Annotated in this window: 23 protein-coding genes; 1 reads left to right on the top strand and 22 read right to left on the bottom strand. The window is 62.6% G+C overall.

The window, feature by feature from the left end:
* Position 1 precedes the first annotated feature (1 nt).
* Positions 2-1309, top strand: coding sequence for a pyruvate dehydrogenase complex dihydrolipoamide acetyltransferase (locus AB1E33_RS12750; RefSeq protein WP_372577656.1), 1308 nt, complete (start codon positions 2-4; stop codon positions 1307-1309).
* An 82-nt stretch (positions 1310-1391) separates the two neighbouring features.
* On the opposite strand, the gene cysE is transcribed toward AB1E33_RS12750, so the two are convergent.
* The 22 genes from cysE to fabF all read right to left on the bottom strand — a co-directional run bounded on the left by cysE (position 1392) and on the right by fabF (position 20640).
* Complete coding sequence (cysE, locus tag AB1E33_RS12745; protein WP_372577655.1) at positions 1392-2201, bottom strand: serine O-acetyltransferase; 810 nt, start codon at positions 2199-2201, stop codon at positions 1392-1394.
* A gap of 108 nt (positions 2202-2309) precedes the next feature.
* On the bottom strand, positions 2310-2606 hold the full coding sequence (locus AB1E33_RS12740; RefSeq protein ID WP_372577654.1) for a DUF7742 family protein: 297 nt from the start codon (positions 2604-2606) through the stop codon (positions 2310-2312).
* Positions 2607-2610: 4 nt separating this feature from the next.
* Complete coding sequence (locus AB1E33_RS12735) at positions 2611-6552, bottom strand: baseplate multidomain protein megatron (RefSeq protein WP_372577653.1); 3942 nt, start codon at positions 6550-6552, stop codon at positions 2611-2613.
* Positions 6552-6998 carry an NlpC/P60 family protein gene (locus AB1E33_RS12730; RefSeq protein WP_372577652.1) on the bottom strand — a complete coding sequence of 149 codons (447 nt, stop codon included), beginning with the start codon at positions 6996-6998 and terminating at the stop codon, positions 6552-6554. Before AB1E33_RS12730 ends, AB1E33_RS12735 begins: the two co-directional genes overlap by 1 nt.
* On the bottom strand, positions 6995-7882 hold the full coding sequence (locus AB1E33_RS12725) for a phage/gene transfer agent baseplate hub protein (protein WP_372577651.1): 888 nt from the start codon (positions 7880-7882) through the stop codon (positions 6995-6997). The genes AB1E33_RS12730 and AB1E33_RS12725 overlap by 4 nt, the downstream gene beginning before the upstream one ends.
* Positions 7882-8517 (bottom strand): phage distal tail protein, Rcc01695 family, encoded by a 636-nt coding sequence (locus AB1E33_RS12720; RefSeq protein WP_372577650.1) that lies wholly within the window; start codon positions 8515-8517, stop codon positions 7882-7884. The genes AB1E33_RS12725 and AB1E33_RS12720 overlap by 1 nt, the downstream gene beginning before the upstream one ends.
* A gap of 12 nt (positions 8518-8529) precedes the next feature.
* Positions 8530-9192 (bottom strand): RcGTA-type gene transfer agent tail tape measure protein, encoded by a 663-nt coding sequence (locus tag AB1E33_RS12715; protein WP_372577649.1) that lies wholly within the window; start codon positions 9190-9192, stop codon positions 8530-8532.
* On the bottom strand, positions 9182-9388 hold the full coding sequence (locus tag AB1E33_RS12710; protein ID WP_372577648.1) for a rcc01693 family protein: 207 nt from the start codon (positions 9386-9388) through the stop codon (positions 9182-9184). The genes AB1E33_RS12715 and AB1E33_RS12710 overlap by 11 nt, the downstream gene beginning before the upstream one ends.
* Entirely contained in the window at positions 9385-9705 is a 321-nt protein-coding gene (locus tag AB1E33_RS12705) for a gene transfer agent family protein (RefSeq protein WP_372577647.1), read from the bottom strand. Before AB1E33_RS12705 ends, AB1E33_RS12710 begins: the two co-directional genes overlap by 4 nt.
* A 3-nt stretch (positions 9706-9708) precedes the next feature.
* Complete coding sequence (locus AB1E33_RS12700) at positions 9709-10122, bottom strand: phage major tail protein, TP901-1 family (RefSeq protein WP_372577646.1); 414 nt, start codon at positions 10120-10122, stop codon at positions 9709-9711.
* 23 nt (positions 10123-10145) lie between these two features.
* The gene (locus AB1E33_RS12695; RefSeq protein ID WP_372577645.1) at positions 10146-10559 is read right to left on the bottom strand and encodes a DUF3168 domain-containing protein; all 414 of its coding nucleotides are present in this window, start codon (positions 10557-10559) and stop codon (positions 10146-10148) included.
* Complete coding sequence (locus AB1E33_RS12690; protein ID WP_372577644.1) at positions 10556-10894, bottom strand: phage head closure protein; 339 nt, start codon at positions 10892-10894, stop codon at positions 10556-10558. The genes AB1E33_RS12695 and AB1E33_RS12690 overlap by 4 nt, the downstream gene beginning before the upstream one ends.
* Positions 10891-11490 carry a head-tail connector protein gene (locus AB1E33_RS12685; protein ID WP_372577643.1) on the bottom strand — a complete coding sequence of 200 codons (600 nt, stop codon included), beginning with the start codon at positions 11488-11490 and terminating at the stop codon, positions 10891-10893. The genes AB1E33_RS12690 and AB1E33_RS12685 overlap by 4 nt, the downstream gene beginning before the upstream one ends.
* A 167-nt stretch (positions 11491-11657) precedes the next feature.
* Positions 11658-12836: a phage major capsid protein gene (locus tag AB1E33_RS12680; RefSeq protein WP_372577642.1), complete on the bottom strand. Its 1179-nt coding sequence runs from the start codon at positions 12834-12836 to the stop codon at positions 11658-11660.
* Between the two features lie 33 nt (positions 12837-12869).
* The gene (locus tag AB1E33_RS12675; RefSeq protein WP_372577641.1) at positions 12870-13421 is read right to left on the bottom strand and encodes an HK97 family phage prohead protease; all 552 of its coding nucleotides are present in this window, start codon (positions 13419-13421) and stop codon (positions 12870-12872) included.
* Positions 13422-13452: 31 nt separating this feature from the next.
* Positions 13453-13677, bottom strand: coding sequence for a GTA head formation protein, RCAP_rcc01685 family (locus AB1E33_RS12670; protein WP_372577640.1), 225 nt, complete (start codon positions 13675-13677; stop codon positions 13453-13455).
* Positions 13670-14848: a phage portal protein gene (locus tag AB1E33_RS12665; protein ID WP_372577639.1), complete on the bottom strand. Its 1179-nt coding sequence runs from the start codon at positions 14846-14848 to the stop codon at positions 13670-13672. The genes AB1E33_RS12670 and AB1E33_RS12665 overlap by 8 nt, the downstream gene beginning before the upstream one ends.
* A 188-nt stretch (positions 14849-15036) precedes the next feature.
* On the bottom strand, positions 15037-16380 hold the full coding sequence (locus AB1E33_RS12660) for a DNA-packaging protein (RefSeq protein ID WP_372577638.1): 1344 nt from the start codon (positions 16378-16380) through the stop codon (positions 15037-15039).
* Positions 16316-16660 carry a hypothetical protein gene (locus AB1E33_RS12655; protein WP_372577637.1) on the bottom strand — a complete coding sequence of 115 codons (345 nt, stop codon included), beginning with the start codon at positions 16658-16660 and terminating at the stop codon, positions 16316-16318. Before AB1E33_RS12655 ends, AB1E33_RS12660 begins: the two co-directional genes overlap by 65 nt.
* A 230-nt stretch (positions 16661-16890) precedes the next feature.
* The gene (locus AB1E33_RS12650; RefSeq protein ID WP_372577636.1) at positions 16891-18027 is read right to left on the bottom strand and encodes a hypothetical protein; all 1137 of its coding nucleotides are present in this window, start codon (positions 18025-18027) and stop codon (positions 16891-16893) included.
* 186 nt (positions 18028-18213) lie between these two features.
* Positions 18214-19374: an endolytic transglycosylase MltG gene (gene mltG, locus AB1E33_RS12645; RefSeq protein WP_372577635.1), complete on the bottom strand. Its 1161-nt coding sequence runs from the start codon at positions 19372-19374 to the stop codon at positions 18214-18216.
* Positions 19375-20640 carry a beta-ketoacyl-ACP synthase II gene (gene fabF, locus AB1E33_RS12640; RefSeq protein WP_372577634.1) on the bottom strand — a complete coding sequence of 422 codons (1266 nt, stop codon included), beginning with the start codon at positions 20638-20640 and terminating at the stop codon, positions 19375-19377.
* Positions 20641-20811 lie beyond the last annotated feature (171 nt).

Raw genomic sequence — 20811 nt, 5'->3', positions numbered from 1 at the left:
GATGCCCACCGAAATCCTGATGCCCGCCCTGTCCCCGACCATGGAGGAAGGCACGCTGGCAAAATGGCTGGTCAAGGAGGGCGATACCGTATCGTCCGGCGACCTGCTGGCCGAGATTGAAACCGACAAGGCGACGATGGAATTCGAGGCGGTCGATGAAGGCATCATCGGCAAGATCCTCGTCCCCGACGGCAGCGAAGGCGTGAAGGTGAACACCGCCATCGCCGTGCTGCTGGAAGAGGGCGAAAGCCCCGATGACATCGCGGCCGCCCCGGCCAAGGCACCGGAAGCCGCACCTGCGGCTGACGCGGGCGACAAGGCGGCCCCCGCAGGGGGCTCCGCGGAGCCCGCCCCTGCCCCCGCCGCAGCCAAGTCCGCCGATGGAACACGCATCTTCGCCTCGCCACTGGCCCGTCGCATCGCCGCCCAGAAGGGCCTCGACCTCAGCCAGATCGCAGGTTCCGGCCCACATGGTCGCATCGTGAAAGCGGATGTGGAAGGGGCCAGCCCGACCGCAGCAAAACCTGCACCCGCTGCCGCACCCGCCGCCGCTGCCGCAACTGCGGCCCCGGCAAGTGGCCCCTCGACCGACATGGTCGCCCGCATGTATGAGGGCCGCGAGTATGAGGAAATCGCACTCGACGGCATGCGCAAGACCATCGCCGCGCGTCTGACCGAGGCAAAGCAGTCGATCCCGCATTTCTACCTGCGCCGCGACATCAAGCTCGACGCGCTGCTCAAGTTCCGCAGCCAATTGAACAAGCAACTGGAATCGCGCGGCACCAAGCTCAGCGTCAATGACTTCATCATCAAGGCGATGGCAAACGCGCTGCAACAGGTGCCCGAATGCAACGCCGTCTGGGCCGGAGACCGTGTCTTCCAGTTGAAACCGTCAGACGTCGCCGTTGCCGTCGCCATCGAGGGCGGCCTGTTCACGCCGGTGCTGAAAGATGCCGACATGAAGTCGCTCTCGGCGCTCTCGGCAGAGATGAAAGACCTCGCCGCCCGTGCCCGCGACCGCAAGCTCGCGCCGCACGAATACCAGGGTGGTAGCTTTGCGATTTCCAATCTGGGCATGTTCGGCATCGACAATTTCGACGCCATCGTGAACCCGCCCCATGCCGGTATTCTGGCCGTGGGAACAGGCGTCAAGAAACCCGTTGTCGGGGATGACGGCGAATTGACCGTGGCCACCGTGATGTCGGTGACCATGTCGGTCGATCACCGGGTCATCGACGGGGCGCTCGGTGCGCAACTGCTGCAAGCCGTCGTCGACAATCTGGAAAACCCGATGATGATGCTGGCCTGAACCGGCCGCAACACACACAAAAACGCCGCCGTAACCCGGCGGCGTTTTCGATTCTTGAACCCGGTTCAGCGGTGTCTTGTCGTCACAGGCCCGAACGGAACATCTGGTTCATGCTAACCGCAGGCTGCGCGCAGCCTGCCTCGCCCACGATCTTGGCGGGAATACCCGCAACCGTCTTGCAGGGCGGAACTTCGGACAGAACCACCGACCCGGCGGCGATCCGGCTGCACCGGCCCACGCGGATATTGCCCAGCACCTTGGCGCCAGCACCGATCAGTACCCCGTCTTCGATCTTGGGGTGACGGTCCTCTTCTTCCTTGCCGGTACCCCCAAGGGTGACCGAATGCAGCATCGAGACATTGTCGCCCACTACAGCCGTTTCACCGATCACGATGGAATGAGCATGGTCGATCATGATCCCCTTGCCGATCCGTGCGGCGGGATGAATGTCGATCCCGAAAATCTCAGAGATTCGCATCTGAAAGAAATAGGACAGATCGTGCTGGCCCTGGTTCCACAGCCAATGCGCGATGCGATAGCCCTGCATTGCCTGATAGCCTTTGAAATACAGCACTGGCTGCAGCAAACGGTGGCAGGCGGGGTCACGCTCGTACACCGCGACCAGATCGGCGCGCGCCGCTTCGACCAGTTCCGAGGATTTGGCATAAGCGTCATCCGCGATCTCGCGCAGGATCACCATCGACATCTCGTTCGAGGCCAGTTTGGCCGCGATCCGGTAGGACAGCGCCTTTTCAAGCGACCGGTGGTGCAGGATACAAGCATGCACCAACCCACCCATCAGGGGTTCGTCCCGCACCGCTTCTTCTGCCTCCTTGGTGATCTGATCCCAGACCGGATCGACAGGAGAAATATTTGCACGCGTTTCGGCCATCGCTCTGCCTCCTAAGTTGCGCAGTTCTTATATGTAGCGCAAAATGCGACCTGCCGAAAGCGGTCCGGTTTCAATTTTCTGCCAAAGCTCTGTAATCGCGACAGTCTTTCACATGGCGCATTTTGCGCCGCGATGGTGCATCACCGCCCTCAGCACCTCGATCAAACAGGCACAATAGTCTGGGTCGTCGAATCCAGGCTCATCCGCAAGTCGGCGTTTGCGCGCCGCCGCCATCAGTGATCCATTGCCAAATCGCGGATGCAGCCTGCCGGTTCGCGCCACATGGGCAGCGGCCTCGGCGGCCTCAGCCACCAGCCGAGCACCGACCCACCGCCGTGCGCCGGGCGCAACCGTCAGCAACGCGCGCGCGGCATTGCTGACATCGCCATGCAGAACCGGCAACACCCGCTTAATGCCTCCAGTTCAGGCCCGCAAATGGCCCCGGCCCGAAGCGCGCCGATACCTGCGCCACCTCGATCCGCACACCGCTCTGCGCATGGTCCTGCATTTGCATGGCGGCGGTATAGATCCATTCCGGCGCGCCGAGCGTCGCCTCGCGCAGCACCGAGCCTCCCCGGATGACCCGCAGTAGATAAGACTCGCTTTCTTCGCCCAACGGCATCTCTGGCGCGTCCCAGCTATCGCCATCGATCCGGGTGCGGCGGATCCAATGTAACTTGTGGCCCTGCCCAACTGGATCAGCCCGCAGATGCACCGGCGCATAGGGGCGCAACCCGTTGCCGTCAAAGGCTTCGACTCGATGCAGATATACGGGATCATCATAGCCGCGCCCCGCAGGCCCGATCCTGAAATGCCGCGCGATCCGGCGCTCGGAACTCGACAGCCCCAACTGTGTCACCGTGCGATCCAGCAGCACAAAGACCGATCCCTCGGGCCAGACATCGGGCATCAGCGCGTCACTGCCCAACTGACCGCGCAAGCGACTGCCCAACAGATATGTCTCGGGCGCGATCAGTTCGGCTTCTGCGAACTGCAGCAACTCCCAGTTGCCGCTCGAGCCGTTCCCGATCGCCGCCAGATTCGCGCCGTTCATCAATGCCTCCGCGCCACGCGACTCCAACTCGCCCGAGATTAGTCGCACCTGCAGGTCCGCTCCGCGATCCCACAGCCCGGGCCGAGCCCGGAACAGCGGTGTCTCTGTTCGCCCGATCACAGATTGCGCCGCGATGATCTCACCCAATTCATAATCCTCGTCACTGGACGACCGGTACACCGCGACCGATCCTGGCCACGGATCGGCGGCAACCGCCAGATAAGGCGCGTGCGGTACCTCGTCCCCGGTCATCAGAGGCAGGTCCAGGAACATCGGCGTGACCGGCAAGGGCGGCGCAAAGGCCCGCAGCGCGGGCACATCCTCGGTCATATCCGAGGTCTCGTATATGCCGGGCTCGACCCGCACCGCCTCGATCAGCTGCAGATCGGTCTGTTCGACCCGGTCCACGCGATAGCGGGCCGTATGTCCGTCTGTTGCCGGCAATTGCACGATATCCCCCGCGCCCAGCGCCAGCTTCGACGGTGGCAGCGCAAACCGGGCCGTATCACGCGACACGCGTGCCTCGGCCAGCCAGCGTTCCACCGTCTGACGCCCTTCGGCGCGGGTCAGGGCGAGCGGTATCTCGCTTGTCGCTACCGCATGGGTCGCGTCATCGGGCAGGATCGCCTCTTCCGAGATCGCATCAAAATCGCCGTCCGCTTGCACGAAACGCAGGCGTACCCGCCCGGTCATGTCCACATCAGCCTCCCGGCGCAATTCAACATCGCCGTCCAGCTCGTGGCTCTCGGCAAAGTGGTCTGGCAGGATTTCGATGGCCTGTTTTCCATCGCGCAGGCGAAAAACCAGCTTGCCATTGCGTTCGATCGCGTCGAAACCGTAGCGCAGCATCAGCGGTTGCAACGCCGCTCGTGCGTCTTCGACCTGATCCAGCACATAGCCGCGCACTACACCCCACAATTCCGAGACATCCAGATCGTCCACCAGATCTGAGGCGCGACAGATCTCTGCCACGACCGAGGCCAGCGACCGATTGCTCACCCGACCGTTCAGCCAATGCCCGCGCGCATAGTTGCCGCCATCGCTCCATTGCTCGCGGTTATTGGGAAAAATCGGGAAAGGTCGCGCATCCCAGGCCCAGACAAAGGCATTCGCCATATCTATCATGCGCCCGTCATATTCACTTGCGACCGGATTGTGCTGTGGCTGCGCCCAATATCCAAGTACCGCCTTCAGATATTGCATCTGCACAAAGTCATCGCGCAACCCATTGGAATGGTATGGCAATCTGGATTCCGAAGATTTCGGGTCCAGAAACTTGTTGGGCTGGTTCGGTCCCTTGTCGATAGCCGCGCAGCCCAGTTCGGTGAACCAGAACGGTTTCGATCCCGGCACCCAGTCGGTTGGCTGCGTCTGCCGAACCCCGCCGATCCGCTCGAAATGGCGTTGCGACCACCAGTTGCGCAGATCCTTGTATCGCCAGACCCACGGCTCGTCATGATCACCATCGGTGATCGGGGTGCGGACCTGCGCCGCGCGCGACTCGGATGAGGCATAGTACCAGTCAAACCCCTCACCCCCCTCGATATTCGAGCGAAGATAGTCGATGTCATAGGTCGAGCTTGTACCTGCCTGCGCGTCCAGGTGATCATCCTCGTCGCGCCAATCAGCCACGGGCATGTAGTTGTCGATCCCGATGAAATCGATATTCTCATCGGCCCAGAGTGGGTCCAGATGGAAATACCGGTCACCGGGCGCATCGCCCGGCTGATACCCGAAATATTCCGACCAGTCCGCCGCATAGCTGATCTTAGTATCGCGCCCGAGAATCTCACGCACATTCGCTGCCAGTTCGCGCAGCTCGTCAACCGCCGGAAACCCATTCGCACCCCGGATCTGGGTCAGCCCGCGCATTTCCGATCCGATGCAGAACGCCGACACGCCGCCCGCCGCCGCGCAAAGTGCCGCGTAATGCAGAATAAAGCGGCGAAAGCTCCACTCCTGCGGACCGCTATAGGACACCCACCCGGAGTTGATTTGAAAATGCGACGGCTGTGCGGTTCCGAAAAACGCCGCCACCTCGTCATCCGCCACCGTCGTCTTGTCCGGACTGCCCGCGCGACCCGGAGCATCGCTGAGCGTAATCCGCCCGCGCCAGGGCAGAACAGGCTGGCTCTCAGCCTCGCTCCAAGGGTCGGGCAGTTCATTGCCCTCATCCTGATCCATCAGGATGAAGGGATAGAACATCACCCGTTTTCCCTGATCTTGCAGATGCTTAATCGCCTCTACCACCGAGTCATCAGCCGGTGTGCCACCGTAGATCGGCTCACCATCTTTGCGCGGCACCTCGGCCACCCCGGACCGACCCGCACCCGATACACGCCAGGGCATGTTAGCCCCATCAATCTCGCTCCGCTCGATCTTGGGTTCTACCCGGCATTCACCGCAACGCAGGTCACCCCCGAACCAGGACACAACCAACGAGGCCGCCCCGCATGCCGGAACCTCTTCGCGCAAGGCTTTCATGGATTGCACGAAATCAGTCCGCCCGGTCGGCGAATGAACATTTGCCGCCCAATGCTGCCCCCAACCCTTGCTGTAATTAACCTGCCTTGTGGCCAGTGAATACTCACCGGTTCCCGGCACAATCGCCACGGCTCGCACAACCTGGCCCAGATCGTCACGGAAATCTTCGGCCTCCGCCTGCGCTGGACGCACCACCTCGAACGAGAATTGCGGCACCCGGTTGCCGAACTGACCAAGTGGCAGGTCCTCCATCACCACATAGGCGGTGCCACGATAGGCGGGCACCGCACCGGTGCCTTCGACGGCCTCCATAGTCGGGTCGGGTAGCTGGCCGGCGCTGCCGGTATAAACCCGCATGTTCAGCCGGTCATGTTCGATCTCTTCGCCATCAGCCCAGACTCGCCCGACCGATGCGATCTCTCCTTCGCAGAGCGCCAGCGCCAGCGACACTGAATAGCTGTATTCTGTCACTTCCGGTTTCGCCGGCATAGGCGCGCCCTTGCCACCGCCCCCGCCACCGCTGCGGGAGACATGTTCGCGGAACTGTGAGGCCCAGATCATCTGCCCGGCGATCCGCATCCGACCATGCAGCCGTGAAACCGCCGCACCCTCACCCGATTGGGTCAACCGAAACCGGTCCACCTTGCCGGTCTCGACCGGTTCGGCCCCCTGCCCAAGCAAGCGGTTGTCGATAAGCTTGCCCACCGTCGCGCCAACCGCACGGCCAATCGCCACCGAGGATAGGCCCGCAAAGGTGCCCCCGATGGACCCGCCAATGGCCGCTCCGGCCGCAGATAGGACGATCGTCGCCATCACTTCACCTCCACAGGAAATTCAAACCGGGCAACCACCTTGCGCCGCCAGGGCGCGCTCAGCGCGCTCTCCACCACCCCGTGCCCCGAATAAGAGTGGATGAAGCGAGGAACAGGCCCCACCTCGGACAGGATGCCCACATGTTTCGCCACCGACCCAGAACGCATCCGGAACAGCAACACATCACCGGGCCGCCATGTCCCTGCCTCGCAGGGGATCAGATGACGGCGCGCTGCCGCCCACATCCGTTCCTCACCCTTTGGTTCGGACCAGTCCATGCTATAGGCGGGGGCGGTCTCGGGCTCAGCACCATAGCATTCGCGCCAAACGCCACGGATCAGCCCGAGGCAATCGCACCCCGCTCCACGGGCCGCGGATTGATGGCGATAGGGCGTGCCCAGCCAACTCCGCGCAACCTCCACGATCTCCGGCCCGCGCGCATTCATCTGCGGCTCCCGCCTTTGTTCGACCCCGACCGTTTCGGCACTGCCATCAGCCAATCCTCGCCCGGCAGATCCGGGAAACCCTGAAAGTTGAGCAGGTTGTTGAATTTCAGCCGACATGTCTTCAGCCGCTTGTCGCATCCCGCCGCCAATCGCACCCGGTTGCCCCGCGCCACGATGGCGCGCAGCGGCTCCCACAGCTCGATCTGACGCTGACCGTCAACTATCCGGTCGGTCTTGATCGAGCCCCAGAGCCCCGTGGCCGCGCCGTCAAGTACGTCCAACCTACCCCTCTCGAACCAGGCCGGGGCAAACCCCGGCAACTCGACCCAACGGAACTTCACACCCTCTTCGATCTCAACCACCTCCAACGTGGTGGCATAGCCCGGCTTGTCGAGATCGAAACCGCAAGAGCGATCCCCCAGAACCGCAGTACACGGCTTCTGAAAGACCCGCCCGATGGGCCGGTTCAGTTGATCGGTCAGCCCGCGCAGCTCTGCCTGAAACGCGCCGCCTGACTGACGCAACTCGCCCAGCGCGCCGCGAAACTGCATCAGCCGCATCTGCGGATCTTGCCAGTTCACCAGCCAGGCGACCACCTCAGCCCCGTCATAGCGGCCCGCCTCGATATCCTCCGCCCGGATCGAGGCATCACTCAACGCACCGACCGCCTCGGAATTGTCCACTGACAGCCCAGTGCCCTGCTGGAGGGCCGCAGCTGTCAGTCCGGTATCAGCTCGGAACAGCAACCCATCGAATTCCAGATCGCAATCGTGGTCGGTGAAACCGTGCCGCGCGCCATCCTTGCGCCGGATCTCCCAGCAGCGGCACAGCGTGGTCAGCCCGCTTTCCAGATGACCCTGAAACTCTTCGGTCAGGCCCACCATCACACCCGGACCTCCATCACTGGTACATTCGGCACGTCACCGGCCTGAAAACTCGCCACGCTGGTCTGAATACGATCGGTATCGAACCGCACCGGCACGTCGAACTCGAAGCCGGCGGTGATCTGCGTCTCCGCAGCTGGCGCCACGACAAAACTCACCAACCCCGAGGTCTCGTCGATCTCGAAGTCCACGCCTTCGCGCTGCTCGTCCTGCTCGATGCCGACCCGAACACTGCCGCGCACTGGCTTCGCGATGGGCCGCTCATAGCTGAATTCGCCGGAGCGATAGAGCTTGGCCAGCCGGAACGTACGCAATTCGCCGTCCCCGACACCGATCACCTGATCGCCATAGGACACCTCTGCCGACGCTGATGCAGACTTGAAATCCGACCAGTCCTTCCAGCGAAAGCCGCACAGTTGACCGCGCCGCGCCTCGAAGAACGCAATCAGCGTCTCGACGTCATCCAGCGACCGCATCCCCAGCCCGGCATCGTAGCGTCTGCGCGAATGGGCCCAGGGCGTGTTGCGCTCTTCGAATCCGTTGGCCAGTGTAACCACATCGGTCCGCCGCTCAGGACCGCCCACCGAACCGAAGCTCAGCGAAGCGGGAAACCGTACTTCGTGAAAGTTTGCCATCCCTGCTCTCCCCTAGCGATTGCGATTGCCCCGGCTCAGCGCGCGACCCATCTGCGCCGCGATCTGACCCTGGCTGCGCCGGAATCCCTGCACATCCGGTGTCGAGATATTCATGACGACGTTCACCGGCCGCCCGCCGCCCGCGCTGCGTACGCCCAGCTTGCCATCCGCACCGCGCGCCAGCGGCATGATGGCCTCTGGCCCCGCCTCGCCCATCAGGCCCATGCCTCCACGCATCGGAAAATTGACCGGCCCCGACACAACGCCACCATTGGCAAAGGGCATCACCCGGCCCTGCGCGAACCCTGCTCCATTGGCAAATGGCAAAATCCCCGACACCAGGCTGCCGACGCCATCCGCCAGCAGTCCACCCACATGGTTGGTCACCGGCTTGATCGCCGCCGAATAGGCCGTTTGGATCATCGAATCCCTAATGGTAGAAAGCGCATCCGACAGTTTCATCCCGTCAAACACCATCCCGTCAAAGGCGCGGCGCAAGCCCTTGGACATGCCACGCTCCAGCGTCTCGACATCCTTGCCGGTCGCGGCAAGCGCAGACCGCACTCGCCGCAGCTCGGTGTCGAACCCCGCGGCCATCGCCGCCGTGCTGCCAAGCGTTTCGCTCAGCGCCTCTCCGCTTTCCTGCAGATCGGAAATTCCGTCGCTATCCGTCATCATCCTCTCCAATTCCCGCATCCGGGTAGGCCGCAAGCAGCGTATCCAGCCCGGCACGGTCCAATGACCGACCCGCCGCCGCCTGCCCCAGCATCAGCCGCAGTTCTGCGGGTGTCAGTTGCCAGAACGTTTGCGGCGACAGGTGCAACCCCTGCATCCCGGCCCGCATCAGATCAGGCCAGTCAAACCCGCTCATGCCTCGCCCGGTACCATGAAGGCCCGCGCGATCAATTCCGCCGCCGCCTTGGCCGCCCCCATGGGACCTCCCGCGATCTCGGCCCGCAGCAGATCGGCCGAAGTCACATCCGCACCGCCTCCGCGCAGCCCCGCCACGATCAACGCCAGCACATCACGACCCGAAAACGCACCGCTCTCGAAACGCTGCACCAGATCCACCAGCGAACCGCTTTCCAGCGTGCCTTCAAGCTCGGCCAGTGCGCCCAGTGTCAGCTTCAACACCCGCCGCTCGCCATCGATCATCAGGGACACCTCGCCCGCCCATGGATTGGCCATGGCTCAGAGCGCCGTAAAGCTCAGCGCCCCGGCGCTGGCCATCGACATCTCATAGGTGGCCTCGCCATCATGGCTGCCGGCATATTCGATCGAGGTCACCTGAAACGGCCCCTCGACAATGCCGAAATCGGGGATGATCACCTGAAATTCAGGCGTCTCGCCGTCAAAGAACAGCTGCCGCGCCCGCTCATCGGTATTGGCATCCTTGAACACACCAGACCCAGAGATTGCTGCAGACTTCACCCCCGCACCTGACAGCAGCTCACGCCAACCGCCTTGGCTTTCTAGGCTGGTCACATCCACACTTTCGGCGTTGAAACTCACCCGCGTGGCCCGCAACCCCGCAATGGTCTCGAACAGACCACCGCCATTCATATCCACCTTGACCAACAGGTCCTTGCCGTTTTGAGCACCCATATCGTGTCTCCAAATCCAGAAGTTCAGTTGTCTTCGACGCGCGCGCGAAAGCGCAGATCGATGCGCCGCACGGCTCCACCCGAGCCGGTCCGCCGCGCTACCGCGCGCTCGAACCACAGCCCCACCAGCCGCCCCCGGCCGAGCGTAAATGGGGCATCTTCCAACGCGTCCCCGATTAGGCCCGCCAGTTCCTTGGCCGCAGCAAATCCCGCCGCCTCCGAAATCACCGAGACTGTGAACCGGTGCTCCGAGCCGCGCCCGTTCACGTCAGAGCGGTCGCGCGCCTCTTCAGGGCCCAGCGCGATATAGGTCTCGGGCACCGTCCCGGTCGGCAGCGCGTCATAGATCGCGGTTCCGACCCGCGCGCTGATCTCCGCATCCGTCGACAAGTGCTGAAACACCGCCGTCTGCAATGCCGCCGCCATGCCATAACTCATGCCGATACCTCTTCATCCGCGAAACAAGTCAGATAGCGGCCGTCCGATCCCAGATCGGCCACCGCCCGGATCGCATAGATCCGATCGCCCTCGCGCAGCCGCTGATCCGCCTCTGGCCGCATTGACGCTCCCTGTGGAGCAGCCCGCAGCACGATCCGGTAGCTGACCCGCGAAACCGTCGCCCCGGCCTGCGACCGCACCGTACCGCTGCGCGCCTTCACCTCGCCCCAGAGCGTGCCCAGCACCAGCCAGCTTTCGCTGAACCCCCCCGCCCCGTCCGCCACCCGCGAGGGGGCCTCAAGCACCAGCTTGCGGTTGAGACGCGGCGCGCTCATTGCCCTTCTCCCAGGCCAAGTCGCATCTTGCAGTAGCGCTGGATCAGGCTTGTCACGCCAAACGGCATGCAACCATCGCCCAGCGCTGTCTCGTGGCGGTACTCGTAGTAATGCGCCGCCAGCATCAGCACGGCCTGGCCCAGATCAGCGGGCAACCCGCCCCAATCCGCCGCCATACCGGCGCTCAGCACGACCCGCGCCGTACCGCCCTGCGCGATCAGCGGCAGCGCCCCCCCGGCGGGTTTCAGCCGCGGCCTCTGGCTGTCTTTCTCCAACCAATAGCTCTCGGCCGTCAGCACGCTTTGGTCGCCTTGCGCGTTCTCCAACACCACCGTGCGCAGCTCGGTCACCGGTGCCACTGGCAACACCTCGCCCAGCGGGTCGCGCCAGCGGTTCAGTACCAGCGAAAACGGCCGCGAAATCAGAACCTTGCCCGTGCGCGTTTCGATCGCCGCGATTGCAGCCCTCAGAAACCCGCGCAGCACACCATCCTGCAGGTCGCCCTCGGCAAACCCGGTGCCCAGCCGCAAATGCGCCTTGAACTGATCCACCGGCAGCGCCGTGTCCGGGATCGAGGTTTCTTCGGTCAACATCATAGATACACTCCGCAAACTCAGACCCCTCCGGGTCGCGTTCCCTGATTGACGCGGACGCGCACCACCCCACGTCGCTCGAACGGAGGGGAGCAGCTAGACAACGTGAAAGGCCTTAACGGCACACGCCCGCACACGGGCCGGTTTCCCGACCCGCCACTCGGCTCCGCTTACGCGGTGCCGAATTTCAGCAGCTTGATCGCGGCAAAATCGCTTACGTCACCGCCCACGCGCTTGGTGGCGTAGAACAAAACATGCGGCTTGGCGCTGAACGGATCGCGCAGCACGCGCAGATCGGGACGCTCGGCAATGGTGTAACCGGCAGAAAAATCGCCAAATGCAATGGCAATGGCGTCGGTCCCCGGATCAGGCATGTCCTCGGCGATCACCACCGGATAGCCCATCAGACGCGCAGGCTCACCCGCTGCCAGACCGTCTGACCACAGGAAGCGGCCATCCGCATCCTTCAACTTGCGCACAGCGCCGGCGGTTTTCGAGTTCATCACGAAGCTGGCATTGGCACGATATTGCGCGTCCAGCGCATAGACGACATCGACGATGGCATCGGCCTCGACATCACCGTCAACGCCGGTCGGCACATAGCCCAGATTGCCCCAAGCCCAGACATCATTGTCCACGCTGGCGTGATCCAAAATTCCGCGCGGCTTGTCGACTCCATCACCATTGATGAACGCACCGGCCTCGGCACGAGCGAATTTGTCAGCGATGCGACCCGCAAGCCATGTCTCGATCTCGAAGGCGCTGTCATCCAACAGACGTTGTGAGGCTTTCGGCAGAGCCGACAGCTCGTGCAGCGGAATCGAGATACGGTCGATGCTGGGCGTGCCTGTCTCGGCCGAGGGGGTGTTTTCTGCCGCCCAGCCCGCGCCGACATCCGAATGATCGACAAGCACGTCATAAGAGTTGGCCTCGACATTCACCACCGAAGAGATCGACCGGATCGAGGCGGTCGATTTCAGCACCGACTTGATTACATCCGAGGTCTGCGGATCGATCAGGAACCCGCCATCGCCGTTTACTGCGGTGGACATGGATTTTGCCTCCATCTCCAGCCCACGCAACGCGTCGTCATCGCCCGAACGCAGATAGTCACCAAAGGCCTTGTGATGCGGCTGCCCCGCCTCGATGGAGCCCGCCAAAGGCGGACGGCCCGCCAATTGAGATTTACGATCCAGCATACTCACTCGCTCTTCTGTTTGTTTGAGTTTAGTTTCAAATTCCGTCCGGAACCCTTTAAACTCGCTGACAAAGTCAGCCATGGCCCGCTTCACTTCCTGCACCGGAGGCACAGCCTCGCCGGTCAAGGCCGACGCATCGGTCTTGCTCATGGGAACACCCCTTTTCCTGCTGTTTTCGCGGCGCTATCGCTGCGCCAGATCCTGCCGCGCGCTCTCCAGCACATCGGCAATGCTGCGCCAGGCCTCGGCCTCATCGGGCGTGATGCCCTTGGCCGTCACCCGCGCACTGGGCAGCATCGGAAAGGTCACCAAGGACACTTCCCAAAGCTCCAGTTCCGTCAGCAACCGATGGCCGCTCTCATCCTTGCGCGCCTTGGTGGTGCGATAGCCGATGGACAGCCCATCAATCGCCCCCGCCTTGATCAGCGCCACCGCCTCGCGGCCTTTCTGGGTATCCTCCAGAAGCCGCCCCTTGACCCACAGTCCGCGGTCGTCCTCGCGCACCTCTTCCCAGACACCGATCGGCTGCGCGGGATCATGCTGCCACAGCATCTTGACCCGCTGGCCCGCAGCGCCGAGTTTTTCAAGGGACTGCGCATATGCCCCCGGCATCACCCGGTCGCCGCCCTGATCCATCTGCCCGAACAGGCTGGCATAGCCTTGGATCGTTGCGTCCTCCGCAACCGTCAGCCCGTCGCCAAAGCGCGCAAACTTGTGTTCCAACTCCGTGCTCATGTGTGAACACCTCCTCGCAAATCTCTGAAACTCATGGCGTGGCAATCACCAGCGATTGAAACGCCTGCGCCAGTATCACCGCCGCGACCCCGTAGACCGTCAGCCAAAGGCGCTTTTCCAGCCGCTGCATCAGCTCTTCCATCTGCTCCAACCTCTGGCACAGATGCTCATGCTGGATCGCCGCGACCCGCTCATGCGCCGCCAGCCGCAGCCCCGGCGCGCAGTCAAACGGCGCATATCCCGGCCCATCAGCCATCCGCCTCTCCTGCAGGCAGCCCCAGCAGCGCCCGCTTCTCTGTCCCGCTCAGAAAACTCGCGTTGTTCACCCGCGCCCATTGCGCGTCGCGCTCGGTGGCCAGCGCCGGAACCTGATCCAGATCCGGCTTCAACTCGACCGCCTCGCCGCTGAACCCCGACAGCCAATCCGACAGCGCCGCCGCCACCCGCGTCACCAGAGGCAGCACCGTCAGGCGATAAAACGCCCGATTGGCCTCCTGATAGTTCGAATAGGTCGCGTCCCCCTGGATGCCCAGCAACATCGGTGGCACGCCAAAGGCCAGCGCGATCTCGCGGGCGGCGGCTTCTTTGGTCTTCTGAAACTCCATGTCCGAGGGCGAGAATCCCATCGGCTTCCAATCAAGCCCCCCTTCCAGAACCATCGGCCGCCCCGCATTGCGCGCGCCCTGATAATTCGCCTCGATCTCGTCGCTCAGGCGAAGGAACTGATCCTCGGCCATGACCCCTTGGCCGTCCGATCCTTTCCAGACCAGCGCGCCCGAAGGCCGTGCTGCATTATCCAAGAGCGACTTGGACCAGCGCGAGGCCGCATTATGCACGTCCACTGCCATCGCCGCCGCCTGCATAGGTGCAAAACCGTAATGGTCGTCCTGCGGGTGAAAGCTCTTGATATGGCAAATCGCCGGATTGGTGCCCGAGACATCAAACCGATGCTTGCGCCCGCCAAGCGCGTATTCATATGCCACCGGCCAGCCATCCGGACCGGGCACGACGCTCACACGGTCCGAGCGCAGCACATGCAGTTCAAGCGGCAGGCCACCCTCGCCCTGCACCGCCTCCACATAGGCGTTCCCCGCCAGCAGCAGCTGTGCAAACAGCGCTTCGAACAGATCGGCCTTGCCCTGCGCCACATTCGGTCGCCGGATCAGCGACAAAAGCGGATGCGTCTCATAGCGCTGCTCTGCATCTTGCAGGACCAGAGGCAGCGCCGAGGCCGCCTCGGCGATCAGCTTGACCGAACGAAACCCCACCGGGTTGCCCGCAAATCCCGTCCGCGTGAGCGAGGCCGTGTCCCGCGCACTCCACGCCACGCGGCCGGCACTGTGCCATGTGACCACCGGACCGGAAGCGCTTGCTTTGGCTTCCGGAATCTCCGCCTTTGCCCTGCGCCGCAAGAAATCAAATACCATCCGTGATGCTCCTCATTGCCCACCGCGCCAGTGACGCCTCACCGCTTCGTTGACACAGTTATCCCGCAAAGAAGTTGAAAGCCTCGGAACCCACCGTCCCGTCCCGAAGCAACAGGGCAAAACAAGGGCGCCCGAACCCCGAGCGCCCTTGTTTTGTTGGATATGCAGAGAGATCGCAGCCGAAAGCCTTACAAAACCCGCAGCCGGGGCCGCTTGTATTGCAGGGCAGACGCGATCATCAGCTCATGCAAAGCCCAGACCAGCGCATCCACCCGGTCCGGTGATCCCTGCCCTTCGAATCCCTGATTTGTCATCAGACACATCTGTTCCTCCAGAGCGCCTAGCCCTCGCAGATGAAGAACCTTGCCTTGCTCATAGAGCGCCGCCACCGGCTCAGCCCGTGCCGCCTTGCCGCGCGCCGCGTGCACCGCCTTGAACGGCACCAGTGGATCGACCTGACGCAAAACCTCTTCGACAAGCTGACCGCCCTGATTGACCTCCGCCACCAACCGCTCCGCGTCGAATTCATCCATCGCCGCAATGGCCGCCCGCGCCCAGCCCGCCGGTCCCTTTCCGCGCACTGTCCGGTCCGCCAGAACATAGGCCCGCCATTCCTGAGGTGGGCCCTTTAGCTTGGCCCCAACCACGACGATCCCACATTCATCCGCAGACGCACCCGAACTCACCGCCGGGTCCAATGCCACAACAACCCGGTCAAGCTCTGGCACCGCGTCCACCTGCGCCCTCTCCAGCATCTCAGCGCTCCAGAGTGCACCTTCGATATCGGTCATCAGAACCCCTTCAAGCTCCTGCCGCCCCAACCTTGTCCCGGCATAGCGTGCCCGCACTTCTTCAAGGAACGAATCCGCCAGATTGGCTCGGTTCGCCTCGGTCGGCGCATGGCTCACCACGGTCGAAGGAGACGCCAGCACGTCCCGTAGCGCCGCCACATTCCGAGGCGTCGTTGTTGCACAGACCCGCGGCGCGTCGCCCAGCCGCAACGCAAATTGCAGCATATCCCAGGTCTCACCCGCCTTTTTCCATTTTGCCAGCTCATCGACCCAGGCCGCATCAAACTGCGGCCCGCGCAGCGCCTCGGGGTCCGAGGCAGAAAACGCCTGCGCCTCCGCCCCGTTGGGCCAGACCAACCGACGCTCTGACGCCTTCCATTTCGGCCTGCGATCAGGCGGTGAGCAGGCCAGAATCCCGCTATCGCCAAAAATCATCACGTCACGCACCTGATCATAGGTTTCGCCCACCAACGCCACCCGCCGCGCTGACCCACTGTCCAGGGGTCGCGCGCCTTCGACCATGGACCGTACCAATTCCGCCCCGGCCCGTGTCTTGCCCGCACCGCGGCCTCCCATGACCACCCAGGATCGCCAATCGCCTTCGGGTGGCAGTTGATGTGGCAGCGCCCAGAATTCGAAAAGGAAAGGGAGGGCGCACAGCCCTCCCTCCCCGATCTCACTCAGGAATTTCTCCCTGACGGCAGCAGGCGCGGAGGCGAGCCAGTCGGCACCCGACCTCAAATCGAGCCTGCTCAAGGTCGAGGGCGTACCCGCCCTGCGCAATTCCGGTTTGGGCATGATGTAGTTCGACAAAACTCTTCTCCACTTTTTGACAATCGCGGATCAGGCCGCTCACTTGTCCCAATTGCCTGGCTCCGCCAGCAAGATCTGCATCCTCCCCGGCCTCGATCTGTCTGCGCAGGTCTTCCGCCGCGTTTCGCAGACCGCGAATGGTTTCCTCGAACGACGCCAACAGGTCTGCCGTCCGCGAAATCCGCTCCTCCGGGGTAATCAAAGTCATGTTTGCTCGTGACCTCATGCGTAAGTGATCTCCGCACGAGAGACGTAAAAAAACGACCGCCGGAGGTCGTCCGGAGCCGCAGTCCCATGTCTTCTAGCATGACACAATCTATACGGGAAAAGCGCGGAAAGTCAAGAATTTCCGCAACGGTCGCAACGGATAACAGACCGTTTTATATACGGAAAATTAGGGTGTCATGACCCTTTGAGGTGGACCAGCCTAGAACGGCGTCACGCCAGAAATGGCACTTGAGGAAGCTGCGGCAGTGGTGGCAATTGCGTGCCGGCCATGCTGGCTGCGATATTACCAATCTCTGAGTTGCACCTGGCACAGGGCAGCAGAGACCCAGGCGTGAGCGCTTGTTTCAATCCGGCAAGTTCTTCGAGCAACGGCAGAATCGGCACAGAAGGCGGAGGAACGCTCATGGAGGCTGCAATATTCATGGCACCCGCACTGGCCGTCGCAGTACCTTGCGCCACGTCGTCGAACTTGGGAAGCGCGTCAAGCTGCACCTGCAGAGATTGCGCTGGCAGAGGCATGGGAACTCTGAGACTGGCCATGTAACTGAGCATCGCGTTGACCCGCGCGACACCAGCAGGTGTCATTGCATCTGGTCCAAAGGCTTCCTGGATCGTGGCCAAGTCCTGAAGCTGTTCGGCCATGGCCTGCAACTCATCCAGCGAGACCGGCATCACAGGAACGGGAACCGTCGACAGAGCACCCAACTGGTTCAGCAATGCCCGTGTCAGGCTGGGATCAGATAGGGCTGGCAAACGCAGACCGGCTGGTGCGTTGGCGGCCTGCGCCAGCACCGCCATTTGCCAAGCCAGCTGCAGCTTGGGGGCCGGCAATGCCAGTGGCGGCATGTTCAGCCGCGGTAGTGCGGCCGCAAACCCCATCGCCGAAGAGAATCTTCCTTGCGTGTCGGTGGCCCCTGCCTGTGCGGCGAAACGCGCATCCACATCGGCCAGCGCCATCGGGCACAGACCCTGTGCCCGCAGGGCAAGCGTGACGCGCGCCGCTATGGCCATGTTTTTCATCGGCACGGCAGGAAGGAACTGAGCTTGCGGCAAAACACTTGCCGCAAGGCTTGCAACAGCCCGCTGAAGATAGGCCAACAACATGCGCGGGTTGGTGATCGGAAAGACTGGTGCAACGGCGGCAAGCTTCACCATCATCGACAAAAGTGCGCCGCCGCCTTCCGGCAGCACAGCGGGCAGCTGAACATTTGGCGCATGTGCCATCAGCGTGGCTCGCAAATAAGCATCCGAGGTCACCTCGGGCAGCATCGAAGCCAGTTTCATATCCGCACGCATTTCGGCCTGCGCTTGCGTCTGCAAGCCCAACAGGCTTTGTAGTTTTATCATTTGCGGCGGAACCGCCATGACGGACAGGCTGGCGGCAGGCGCCATAGGCGCGCTAAACGCGGCAGCGTTACAAAAACAGGGCATCGTCGCTTCCAACTGGAGGATGTCGCGCGGGCAGAGCCCGACAACCCTACTCTACCCAAAAATGTAGCGATGAAAAGAAAACAATCTATCAGGGAACCTTGATCAATTCCCCGAATTCCCCCGTTCCGCCTCAATCTCACGCCATTTGGCGACGTTGCGGTTGTGCTCCTGCAGGGTCTCCGCAAACGCATGACCACCCGTTCCATCGGCAACGAAAAAGACGAAGCTAGTATCTTCCGGTGCCACCGCAGCCTCCAGGCTAGCTAGGCCCGGATTGGCGATGGGTGTTGGCGGTAATCCGTCGATCAAATAGGTATTCCAAGGTGTTACCCGGCGAAGCTCGCTGCGCCGCAATCCGCGCCCCAGCACCCGTTGACCTTTGGTGATCCCATAGATCACCGTCGGGTCGGTTTGCAGTTTCATGCCCTGATTGAGCCGGTTGACAAAAACGCTGGCTACCTGCCCGCGTTCTTCGGGCAGCCCGGTTTCCTTTTCGATGATCGAGGCAAGGATCAGCATCTCTTCCGGAGAGGCAAGCGGCAGGCCGTCCTGACGGCTCTCCCAGACTGCATTGATACGAAGGATCTGCTCATCCTCCATTTCCGAAATGATTTCGGCAACTTGATCGCCACTCTTAACGACGTAGTCGCGCGGTGCAAGCATACCTTCTCCGGGCAGCTCCGTAACCTCGCCCGTCAGTACGTCCCAGTTTTTCAAGGCTTCGGCCACCTGCCAGGTGGTGACGCCTTCAGCCATCACCACCCGGTATTGCGTGTCGGGCTGGTCGCGTTTCTCGCCATAGACGGCAGGCGTTTCATCCGCTGTCGGATCGAACTCGGCAAGTTCAACAAAATCAAGGCTTTGCGGATCGAGTTCGCGCACTTCCATCAGATTGCGCGTCACCCCGATCCGGTAGATGATCTGGGTCCCGCAGGTGCTGGCGCCGCCCTTGGTGATCTGGTCAACAATCTGTTCCATCGTCGCGCTTTCGCGCACCAGAAAGCTGCCCGCCTTCAGATTCCCGGCCTTATCCTGATAATCTGCCCCGATCCGGAAAATGCGCGCATTGGTCACTGCGCCTTGTTCGACCAGATCCTTGCTGACCCGGGTCATGTTCGACCCGGGATCAACCGTGAGGCAGATCGCGCTCGCCAACGGCCCTTCGGAGCGGTATTGCGATTGCCCCCACATCACCACACCGGCGATCAAGAACAGGCCAACCAACAGAAAGGTCAGCATGTTCGAGGCAAGACTGCGCCACATTTAGCTGGCCTTTCCGAAGATCACGCTCGCATTGGTGCCGCCAAAACCGAAAGAGTTCGACAGGGCCACGTCGATCTTGCGTTTCCTCTTGGCGTTCGGTGCCAGATCGACTGGCGTTGCAACCGCCGGATTGTCGAGATTGATCGTCGGCGGCGCTACCTGATCGCGGATCGCGAGAATCGAAAAGATCGCCTCGATCGCGCCCGCCGCACCCAGCAGATGCCCGGTGGCGGATTTGGTCGAGGACATGGTGACATCGCCCGCATGATCCCCCAGCATGCGTTCCACCGCACCCAGCTCGATCGTGTCCGCCATGGTCGAGGTGCCATGCGCGTTGATGTAGTCCAGATCCGACGCCTGTAGACCGGCGCTGGCAAGGGCGGCGTTCATCGCCCGCTCGGCCCCATCGCCATCCTCGGAAGGCGCGGTGATATGATAGGCGTCGCCAGACATGCCATAACCCAGCACCTCGGCATAAATCTTCGCTCCGCGCGCCTTGGCGTGCTCATAGTCTTCCAGCACGACAACGCCCGCGCCCTCGCCCATGACAAACCCGTCCCGGTCCACGTCATAGGGGCGGCTGGCCGATTGCGGATCATCGCCATATTTGGTCGACAGCGCCTTGCAGGCATTGAAACCGGCAATCCCGATCTCGCAGATACAGCCCTCACCACCACCTGCGATCATTACATCCGCATCGCCCGCCCGAATGATCCGGCTGGCATCGCCAATCGCATGGGCCCCGGTGGAACAGGCGGTCACGACGGAATGGTTCGGCCCCTTGAACCCGAACCGGATCGACACCTGGCCCGAGGCCAAGTTGATCAGCGCGCCCGGAATGAAGAAGGGCGACACCCGGCGCGGGCCGCGATCCTTGATCAGGTTGGCGGTTTCAGCAATCGAGCCCAACCCGCCAATGCCCGACCCGATCAACACGCCGGTGCGCAGCCGGTCGGCCTCGTCTTCCGGGGTCCAGCCTGCATCGTGGCAGGCCATATCTGCCGCCGCTATGGAATAGAGGATGAAATCCTCGATCTTGCGCTGCTCTTTGGGGGGCAACCAATCATCCGGGTTGAAGCTGCCGTCACTGCCATCGCCGCGCGGCACTTCGCAGGCATAGGTTGTCGTGACCCCAGAGGCCTCGGCATCAAACCGTGTGATCGGGCCAGCGCCGGATTGCCCGTCCAGCAGTCTCGACCATGTTTCCTCAACGCCGCTTGCCAGCGGGGTGACCAATCCGAGACCGGTTACAACGACTCTGCGCATATAGTGCCTCATGCCTGCTTTTAATGTTCGTCATTGCTCTTAGCCTGCGCGGGGGGCCGGGGGCAAGTGTCCGGCACGTCACGAAACCGCCCAGCCGCCACCCAAACGGGCGCAGGACCGCAGATGTTCCGATCATGCAGGTAAGCCCGCGCGCGGATCTTTGCGGCGCGC

It is taken from the genome of Ruegeria hyattellae, assembly GCF_041537925.1.
Lineage (GTDB): Bacteria > Pseudomonadota > Alphaproteobacteria > Rhodobacterales > Rhodobacteraceae > Ruegeria_C.
The sequence above is the reverse complement of the archived record's forward strand: the minus strand, read 5'-3'. Positions and strand labels throughout refer to the sequence as shown.

Excerpts from the sequence above, each read along its gene's own strand:
- AB1E33_RS12750 (WP_372577656.1), top strand. The coding sequence starts at position 2 with ATGCCCACCGAAATCCTGATGCCCGCCCTGTCCCCGACCATGGAGGAA.
- cysE (WP_372577655.1), bottom strand. The coding sequence starts at position 2,201 with ATGGCCGAAACGCGTGCAAATATTTCTCCTGTCGATCCGGTCTGGGAT.
- AB1E33_RS12735 (WP_372577653.1), bottom strand. The coding sequence starts at position 6,552 with ATGGCGACGATCGTCCTATCTGCGGCCGGAGCGGCCATTGGCGGGTCC.
- AB1E33_RS12730 (WP_372577652.1), bottom strand. The coding sequence starts at position 6,998 with ATGAATGCGCGCGGGCCGGAGATCGTGGAGGTTGCGCGGAGTTGGCTG.
- AB1E33_RS12725 (WP_372577651.1), bottom strand. The coding sequence starts at position 7,882 with ATGGTGGGCCTGACCGAAGAGTTTCAGGGTCATCTGGAAAGCGGGCTG.
- AB1E33_RS12720 (WP_372577650.1), bottom strand. The coding sequence starts at position 8,517 with ATGGCAAACTTTCACGAAGTACGGTTTCCCGCTTCGCTGAGCTTCGGT.
- AB1E33_RS12715 (WP_372577649.1), bottom strand. The coding sequence starts at position 9,192 with ATGACGGATAGCGACGGAATTTCCGATCTGCAGGAAAGCGGAGAGGCG.
- AB1E33_RS12710 (WP_372577648.1), bottom strand. The coding sequence starts at position 9,388 with ATGAGCGGGTTTGACTGGCCTGATCTGATGCGGGCCGGGATGCAGGGG.
- AB1E33_RS12705 (WP_372577647.1), bottom strand. The coding sequence starts at position 9,705 with ATGGCCAATCCATGGGCGGGCGAGGTGTCCCTGATGATCGATGGCGAG.
- AB1E33_RS12700 (WP_372577646.1), bottom strand. The coding sequence starts at position 10,122 with ATGGGTGCTCAAAACGGCAAGGACCTGTTGGTCAAGGTGGATATGAAT.
- AB1E33_RS12695 (WP_372577645.1), bottom strand. The coding sequence starts at position 10,559 with ATGAGTTATGGCATGGCGGCGGCATTGCAGACGGCGGTGTTTCAGCAC.
- AB1E33_RS12690 (WP_372577644.1), bottom strand. The coding sequence starts at position 10,894 with ATGAGCGCGCCGCGTCTCAACCGCAAGCTGGTGCTTGAGGCCCCCTCG.
- AB1E33_RS12685 (WP_372577643.1), bottom strand. The coding sequence starts at position 11,490 with ATGATGTTGACCGAAGAAACCTCGATCCCGGACACGGCGCTGCCGGTG.
- AB1E33_RS12680 (WP_372577642.1), bottom strand. The coding sequence starts at position 12,836 with ATGAGCAAGACCGATGCGTCGGCCTTGACCGGCGAGGCTGTGCCTCCG.
- AB1E33_RS12675 (WP_372577641.1), bottom strand. The coding sequence starts at position 13,421 with ATGAGCACGGAGTTGGAACACAAGTTTGCGCGCTTTGGCGACGGGCTG.
- AB1E33_RS12670 (WP_372577640.1), bottom strand. The coding sequence starts at position 13,677 with ATGGCTGATGGGCCGGGATATGCGCCGTTTGACTGCGCGCCGGGGCTG.
- AB1E33_RS12665 (WP_372577639.1), bottom strand. The coding sequence starts at position 14,848 with ATGGTATTTGATTTCTTGCGGCGCAGGGCAAAGGCGGAGATTCCGGAA.
- AB1E33_RS12655 (WP_372577637.1), bottom strand. The coding sequence starts at position 16,660 with ATGACTTTGATTACCCCGGAGGAGCGGATTTCGCGGACGGCAGACCTG.
- AB1E33_RS12650 (WP_372577636.1), bottom strand. The coding sequence starts at position 18,027 with ATGATAAAACTACAAAGCCTGTTGGGCTTGCAGACGCAAGCGCAGGCC.
- mltG (WP_372577635.1), bottom strand. The coding sequence starts at position 19,374 with ATGTGGCGCAGTCTTGCCTCGAACATGCTGACCTTTCTGTTGGTTGGC.
- fabF (WP_372577634.1), bottom strand. The coding sequence starts at position 20,640 with ATGCGCAGAGTCGTTGTAACCGGTCTCGGATTGGTCACCCCGCTGGCA.